Here is a 6,278-nt window from a genome sequence, read left to right on the forward strand (position 1 = left end):
CAAACATTGTTTGGGATTTTTTATTTTTACTGGAAAATGAATTTATGAAATCACATTTCCTTCTCACCGATAAGATTACCTTCCTAAACCACGGATCATTTGGTGCTTGCCCAAAACCAGTTTTTCAAGAATTTCAACGGTTTCAGTATGAGCTTGAATGTGAACCAGTGTTTTTCATGCAAAAATCACTGATTCCCTATTTAAAAACAGCGAGAGAAAGCTTGTCGGAATTTGTAGGATGTGAGGCATCCGATTTGTTTTTTACACCCAATCCAACATTTGCCGTCAACACCATCATGCGAAGTTTGAATTTACAACCCGGTGATGAAATTCTTTCGACCAATCATGAATATGGCGCTTTAGATAGAACCTGGAATTTCTTTTGCAAGAAAACAGGTGCCAAATACATTCGTCAAAATATTTCATTACCCATTATTTCGAAAGAACAAATTCTAGAAGAATTCTGGAAAGGTTACTCTTCTAAAACCAAGGTGGTTTTTATCAATCAGATATCAAGTGCTACGGCTTTAGTGTTTCCGGTAAAAGAAATTTGTGATAAAGCACAAGAATTAGGTCTAATTACAATAGTGGACGGCGCACATGTGCCAGGACACATCGATTTGAATATTCAGGATTTGAATCCGGATTATTATACCGGTACACTGCATAAATGGATGTTAGCACCCAAAGGAAGTTCTTTTCTCTATGTTAAAAAGGAATTGCAAAACGATTTAGATCCTTTAGTAGTGAGTTGGGGGTATGAAAGTGTTATGCCAGGTGAAAGTCAGTTTTTAGATTATCATGAATATAATGGAACAAAAGATGTTTCGGCCTATTTGTGTACACCAACGGTAATTGACTTCCTTTCCGAAAATAATTGGTCAGAAAAATCGAAAGCCTCCAAACAAATTGTTTTGGACAACTACCAACGCTTTTGCGATTTACTAAATACTCAACCTATTTGCCCAATCACAAATGAATTTTTGGGTCAAATGGCAAGCATTCCTATTAAAACGAATAAACCAACAGAATTAAAGGAAGTATTGTATGATAAATACAAGATCCAAATTCCGGTCATGCCACTAAACGGTACTATTTATTTGAGATATTCCATTAATGCTTATAATTCGCAAGAAGACTTAGAAGTTTTATACAAAGCATTGCAAGATATTATAGCAACAACCGATTTAATACAATTTTAGTTTTAAAAAGAAGGCCATAAATAATCATTTATGGCCTTTCTTTTTTTATAATTATTTCCCTCCGTTGGCAATTAAATCGTTTAGGCAGTTTGTGTCGAGGTCTGGAACTCCGCCGAGAATCATACTCAAAGCACCATTATTTTCCGCTTCCCAATACATAAGACAAGTGTCATCATTACAATGTTTGTCATGACTGAAGTCTAAATGTGGTGTTTGCATTGGGGAACCCAAATTCACAAGACCGAGTAAATGACACATTTCATGAAGAATTACCGTAGTTTCTAAATTGACTGTAGTAGGTTGTCCTATGCCTCCACTATTATTTTTAATGGTGTTTTCATATATAACAAAAGAAGTGTTTCTGTAAGCAGAACCTAAAGTAAAACTAGTACTAGTATCTCCCGATGCATTACCATCCGCAAAAAACATGTATAAGGCTATTGTCGTTCCATTATTATACTTGGTTCGGTAAGCGTTTTCCAGGCTTACAATTTCATTAATATCATAAGGTGAAAACCCGGTTGGATTTATTTCTCTTTGTGTAATAACAATTCCACCAGGCTTATTCAAACGAGCGGCTAGAAAATTTTGAAGATTAGTGATGGTTTGAGTCGCAGGTTTGAAATTCTTAACATATAAGATTTCAATTACCAATTTGTTATACTTTGTTGCTGCTAATAAATCGTTGGCGCTGCTACCTGTAGCTTTTTGGTTTGGAGCTTTATTGACTCCGTTTTCAATAGTGTTAGAGTTGCTATTACTATCTGATGAACACCCTGAGATTGCCATCAGGAAAAATAAGCAAGTGATTTTAAGTAGTTTCATATCTTAAAGTTTTGGAGTGAATGTTTTAAACGTAATTTTTTTTAAAAAAGTATATACGCAATTAAAGGAATTAAAGTTTAAATTTAAATAAAAAGTTTTGCTAAATAATCATAATGTTCACCTTCCATAATCAGTTCACATTGTAATCCATTTGCAATTGCAGCATTTTGTAGTGTATTATAATCCAAATACAACCAAGGGAAAGAGTCTTCCGTTTCGCCTTTATAGGAAATGGTAAATGTCAATTCTCCATAATAACCATCAGCAGGAACTTCATACGCACCATCTTCATCCCGATCAAACATATAAATAATATCAGAAGAATCAATTAGAATTTGTCCATTAGGATTCAAAAGTGATTTTAATTTCTGAAGGTATTTAGTCGTTTCTGAAAGAGTTCCGAAGATTCCGGAGCCATTCATTAATAAGATGATAGTATCAAATTTCTCATTTTGGAGATCTAAAATATTTTGAACACGGACATTTTTTAAACCACGTAATCGACAGGTGTCAATCGCTTTCGGAGAAATATCAATAGAAATAATATCTAAATGGCGTTCGTTTTGAAGGTACAGGGCGTGACTTCCAGCACCACAACCAACATCTAATACTTTTCCTTTTGTCAATTGTAAGGCTTTTTGTTCCAATTTCGGCATTTCAGCAAAAGAACGAAACAAATAGGCAACACTCATTTCATCGGCTTCCGAGATAGACGTTTCAGTAATCAAGTCTTCGGGTGCATTGTTGGTTTGAAAATCAAGGATGGCTTTTCCGAAAAGGTCTTTCATTTTGAGTTTATTTGTTTATGCGGTTATTTGTTGATTCGTTTTCTATAATTTTGTGGTTCATTTATCAAATAAACAAATTGACAAATCCTCAAATCAACATACTACAAAAGTTAGCCAAAGATAAGCATATCGAAAACAAAAAGTATTTTGATAAGCTAAAAAAAAAGACGCCTAAGAATTTGGATTACGTGATGCAGGAATTACACGATGCCGAGTTTAAAAGAACTGATTGCCTAAAATGCGCCAATTGCTGCAAGACTACGGGACCACTTTTTACTTCGGCAGATATCGAACGTATTTCAAAACACTTAAAGCAAAAACCACAACAATTTATTGACCAATATTTACGCATTGATGAGGATCAGGATTATGTGTTGCAAAGTGTTCCGTGTACGTTTTTGGATCATGAAAACTACTGCATGATTTACGATGTGCGTCCGAAAGCCTGTCGCGAATTTCCACATACTGACAGAAAAAAATTTAACCAGATCACCGATTTGACTTTGAAAAATGTCGCGATTTGTCCTGCCGCTTATAATATTGTAGAAAAAATGAAAGAGAAAATGCCTCTTTAATATAATAGGTACGGTTTTCTCATTACTTTAAAATCTTCAATTCCTTTTTTCCAGGAGTTTCTGATTTCAGTCTCTGAAGTTCCAGCTTCAATTTGTTCGCGAAGTTTTTTGGTTCCTGCCAGTTTAGTAAAGAAATCATTAAAGAATTTCGACTTATCTGTCGTAGTTTGATAGGCTTTTATCAGCCATTTCAATTCCAATTGAGTCGCTTTAGCGATCGATGTTAAATCTTCTCCATAACACAATTGGTTTTTGTAGGTAGGTTCTTTAGCTCCAAAATTCGGAATTGGCGTAAAACTAAAATCACTTTTTGGCAAATAGGGAGAACCGTAAATCTGGAATTGTTTTTCTGTTCCGCGACCCATGCTCACATTGGTACCTTCAAACAAACACAAACTCGCATACAAATTGATGGCTTGGTCGTTGGGTAAATTCGGAGAAGGTTTTGTAAGTAAGCTATACGGCATCTCTCTTTTGTAATTCAAACATGGAACTATTTCCAATTGACATTGAATTCCGTTTTTCAACCATTTTTCACCATTAATCATTTTGGCATACTCGCCAATTGTCATTCCGTGAAGAATCGGAATTTGGTGCATACCCACAAAACTGGTGAACTCTTTTTCTAAAATTGGTCCATCAACAATACCTCCATTAGGATTTGGTCGGTCCAATACCATTAATTTGATATTGTTTTCGGCACAAGCTTCCATTACATAATGTAAGGAGGAGATGTAAGTATAAAAACGAGCCCCTACATCTTGCAGGTCAAAAATCATAAGGTCAATTCCTGCCAATTGTTCTGGTTTTGGCTTTTTGTTATTCCCATAAAGTGAAACAATAGGGAGTCTTGTTTTAGTATCTTTGCCGTCTTTAATTAATTCGCCCGCATCAGCAGTGCCTCTAAAACCATGTTCGGGAGCGTATATTTTTTGTAGATTCACTTTTTTCTCTAATAGAAAATCAACCAAATGTGTTTTGTTGGTCAAAATTCCAGTTTGATTAGTGACAATTCCCACATTTTTGTCTCTCAATAAAGGCAAATATGCTTCATAATTGTCAGCTCCCGTTTTGATATTTTCTTCCGAAGGAGTAGAGGTGTTCGGATTAACTATTACAGTGGTGTCTTTTCTCTTTTCACTTTCTTCTATTTTCTTTTTACAATTTCCACACGAAACAATTGCAAAAAGCAATAATAAAACTGTATTTTTGAGCATCAATTTGTAAATCATTTTCTTTGAATTTAGAATTTTTTATAGCCGATAGACTTATTCGTACTAAAGAACGTAAAAGTAATATTTCTATGCCAATTATCAATATAGCCATCGCAGCAATTGCGATCGGTTTGATTATGATGATCGTTTCTGTGGCTACCGGCATGGGTTTACAACAAAAAATACGCCAAAAGATTTCGGCTTTCAACGGACATATAATTATTTCTAATTTTAATGATAACCAATCGCAGGCTAGTCTTGAACCGGTTTCTACTAATCAGGATTTTTACCCTAAGTTTAAAGGTGTAGATGGAATCAAGCACATTCAGGCCGTAGCCAGTAAAGCAGGAATCATTAGAACCGAAAAAGGATTTGAAGGAATTGTTTTTAAAGGAGTAGGTGCCGATTATGATTGGGACAACCTTAATGAGTATCTCGTGGAGGGTAGAGTTCCTAATTTAAAATCCGAATTAAACAACGAAATTATTATTTCCGAATACCTCGCTAATAGATTGGAACTAAAAGTAGGGAGCAAGTGCAATACTTTTTTCATGAAAGAAGTAGAGAATCAATTGCCCAATTTACGCTCCTTTAAAATAGTCGGAATTTACAATTCTGGATTTCAAGAATTTGATGCTACTTATATAGTAGGAGATATTCGCCATATTCAACGAATGAATAAGTGGTTGCCAACCCAAGTGGGGTCTTTTGAAGTTTTTATTGACGACTTTACTAAAATTGAAGCAAAAGGTGCTGAAGTATACAGTAATTCTCAAAACAAAGAAGACGCCACCAAAACTTTAGATACGCAAACCATCTCGAGTAAATACTTTTATATATTCGAATGGCTCAAACTATTTGATTTCAATATTGCCGTCATACTTATTATTATGATTGTAGTGTCTACTATTAATATGGTAGTCGCTTTGTTGGTACTCATTTTAGAACGCACACAAATGATCGGAATCTTAAAATCATTAGGAGCTAGCAACTGGTCGGTGCGTAAAATATTCTTATACAATGCCGCTCATCTTATCGTAAAAGGGCTGCTTTGGGGGAATTCTATCGGAATCGGGCTATTGTTAATTCAAAAGTATTTCGGAATAGTCAAACTAAACCCCGAAAATTATTATGTGAATGTCGCTCCGGTCGATTTAAACCTTTGGTATATTCTATTATTAAATATAGGAACGGTTGTTGTTTGTTTTTTGGTTTTATTAATTCCTTCTTACGTCATAACCAAGATCTCTCCTGTAAAAGCCATTAAGTTTAGCTAATTTCTTATTTGGGCGTGTCCCTTCGGGCCGGGCTGTTCGCTGTATCTTTTATAAGTTGTCTGAGGTTCTCGAAGACAACTATAAAAGGATGCCGCTATCATCCCTCACGCGTCCCTCGTGAGTTTTTCCTGATCCACGGTATTTGTAACTACCTGATAATTAACCAAGCAAAAAAAAGATTTAAAAAAGGTTTCAAAAAGATTAGGAAAGCTAAAAAGAAGTACTACTTTTGCACCCGCAATCAGCAACAAGTTGTTTGCAAAACAAAGTAAAGTTCTTTAAAATACTGATTCAAATTTAAAAGTGACTGTAAATGAGGGTTTAAAAAAAACTTTCAAAAAAGTTGTAAAAAGATTTGGAAATGGAAAAATAAAGATGTTATCTTTGCACCCCGCAA

6 protein-coding genes are annotated in these 6,278 nt (G+C 34.8%); 3 read left to right on the plus strand and 3 right to left on the minus strand.

Features of this window, described 5'->3' with window-relative positions:
- Positions 1-44: 44 nt before the first annotated feature.
- On the plus strand, positions 45-1,202 hold the full coding sequence (locus tag EQG63_RS05430; RefSeq protein WP_129435214.1) for an aminotransferase class V-fold PLP-dependent enzyme: 1,158 nt from the start codon (positions 45-47) through the stop codon (positions 1,200-1,202).
- Between the two features lie 51 nt (positions 1,203-1,253).
- On the opposite strand, the gene EQG63_RS05435 is transcribed toward EQG63_RS05430, so the two are convergent.
- Together EQG63_RS05435 and EQG63_RS05440 are read right to left on the minus strand one after the other, a co-directional pair.
- Positions 1,254-2,027, minus strand: coding sequence for a membrane metalloprotease (locus EQG63_RS05435; protein WP_129435216.1), 774 nt, complete (start codon positions 2,025-2,027; stop codon positions 1,254-1,256).
- A gap of 83 nt (positions 2,028-2,110) precedes the next feature.
- Entirely contained in the window at positions 2,111-2,815 is a 705-nt protein-coding gene (locus tag EQG63_RS05440; RefSeq protein ID WP_129435218.1) for a class I SAM-dependent methyltransferase, read from the minus strand.
- Positions 2,816-2,892: 77 nt separating this feature from the next.
- On the opposite strand from EQG63_RS05440, the gene EQG63_RS05445 reads away from it, so the two are divergent.
- Positions 2,893-3,390, plus strand: coding sequence for a YkgJ family cysteine cluster protein (locus EQG63_RS05445; RefSeq protein ID WP_235827807.1), 498 nt, complete (start codon positions 2,893-2,895; stop codon positions 3,388-3,390).
- Here EQG63_RS05445 and EQG63_RS05450 read toward each other — a convergent pair.
- Complete coding sequence (locus EQG63_RS05450) at positions 3,387-4,622, minus strand: exo-beta-N-acetylmuramidase NamZ family protein (protein WP_129435222.1); 1,236 nt, start codon at positions 4,620-4,622, stop codon at positions 3,387-3,389. The genes EQG63_RS05445 and EQG63_RS05450 overlap by 4 nt on opposite strands.
- Positions 4,623-4,627: 5 nt before the next feature.
- Here EQG63_RS05450 and EQG63_RS05455 point away from each other — a divergent pair, with 5 nt between their 5' ends.
- Complete coding sequence (locus EQG63_RS05455) at positions 4,628-5,881, plus strand: ABC transporter permease (protein ID WP_129435224.1); 1,254 nt, start codon at positions 4,628-4,630, stop codon at positions 5,879-5,881.
- The last annotated feature ends 397 nt before the right edge of the window (positions 5,882-6,278 follow it).

The organism is Flavobacterium amnicola, assembly GCF_004122165.1.
In the GTDB taxonomy this organism is placed as follows: domain Bacteria; phylum Bacteroidota; class Bacteroidia; order Flavobacteriales; family Flavobacteriaceae; genus Flavobacterium; species Flavobacterium amnicola.

Bases quoted from the DNA above. Each gene is read 5' to 3' on its own strand.
- EQG63_RS05430 (WP_129435214.1), top strand. From the start codon at position 45: ATGAAATCACATTTCCTTCTCACCGATAAGATTACCTTCCTAAACCAC.
- EQG63_RS05435 (WP_129435216.1), bottom strand. From the start codon at position 2,027: ATGAAACTACTTAAAATCACTTGCTTATTTTTCCTGATGGCAATCTCA.
- EQG63_RS05440 (WP_129435218.1), bottom strand. From the start codon at position 2,815: ATGAAAGACCTTTTCGGAAAAGCCATCCTTGATTTTCAAACCAACAAT.
- EQG63_RS05450 (WP_129435222.1), bottom strand. From the start codon at position 4,622: ATGATTTACAAATTGATGCTCAAAAATACAGTTTTATTATTGCTTTTT.